The 1,199-nt window shown below is 66.9% G+C and carries 1 pseudogene; it reads left to right on the top strand.

Annotated features, from left to right (window positions below):
• Positions 1-5 precede the first annotated feature (5 nt).
• A pseudogene (locus ABZ876_RS39090) lies at positions 6-1,150 on the top strand (IS3 family transposase).
• The last annotated feature ends 49 nt before the right edge of the window (positions 1,151-1,199 follow it).

Below are 1,199 nucleotides of genomic sequence, written 5' to 3'. Positions count from 1 at the left end.
CCGTTATGCCCCGCAGCTATCCGCCCGAGTTCCGCCGCCGTGTCCTCGATCTGGTCACCTCCGGCCGGAAGATCGCCGAGGTGGCCACGCTCCTCGGGATCAGCGAGCAGACCATCTATGTCTGGCGCCGGCAGAATCTGATCGACACCGGGCAGATGCCCGGTGTCCCAAGCCATGAGCAGTCCGAACTGACAGCAGCACGCAAGCGGATCGCAGAGCTCGAGGCCGAGCTGGCCGTCCACCGGCGGGCATCGCAGCTACTTGGGGAGACCATCTCCCCAAAAGGCGGTTCGAGGCCATCCGAGTGATAGCCGGCGAGGGGCATTCGGTGCAGCGGGCCTGCCGAGCGCTGCACGTGGCGGAGTCGGGCTACTACGCCTGGCGCGACCGGCCACCCTCGGCCCGCACGGTGCGGCACGCATGGCTGACCGATGCCATCGTCGGTATCCACACCGCTTCCCGCGGCACCTACGGCTTCCGCCGCATCCATGCCGAACTCGATCTCGGATTAGGCATCCGCGTCAGCCACGGCACCGTAGAACTGCTGATGCAGCGGGCCGGCCTGCAGGGCCTGCCCGGCAGCCGTCGCCCCCGCCGCATACGGCAAACGCCCTCGGCCGACGACCTGGTGGAACGCAACTTCACCCGGCACGCCCGCGACCAGCTGTGGGTCACCGACATCACTGAACACCCCACGCTGGAAGGCAAGGTGTACTGCGCGGTGGTCCTCGACACCTTCTCCCGTAGGGTGGTCGGCTGGTCCATCGACGCCTCGCCCACTGCGGCCCTGACCACCAACGCGCTGAGCATGGCCATCGGCAACCGTCGTCCGCAGCCGGGCGGCACGATCATCCACTCCGACCACGGGGTCCAGTTCAGCTCCTGGGCCTTCACTGAACGTGCCCGGGCCACCGGCCTGCTGCCTTCGATGGGATCGATTGGCGACTGCGTGGACAACGCGATGATGGAGTCCTTCTGGGCACGGGTCCAGGTCGAACTGCTCGACCGGAAGCGGTGGCGCACCCGGCTGGAGCTGTCCACCGCGCTCTTCGAGTACCTGGAGATCTTCCACAACCGACAACGCAGGCACTCCGCTCTGGGCATGCTCAGCCCAGTGGAGTACGAACTGCGTGCAGAACCTGTAGCGTGAAATCAGGTATCCCGACTCTGTGTAACTCGGGGCAGGCCGGAGCCTCCAC

It is taken from the genome of Streptomyces sp. NPDC046931, assembly GCF_040644655.1.
Taxonomy (GTDB): Bacteria; Actinomycetota; Actinomycetes; order Streptomycetales; family Streptomycetaceae; genus Streptomyces.
This window is presented reverse-complemented; position numbering and strand designations above follow the sequence as displayed.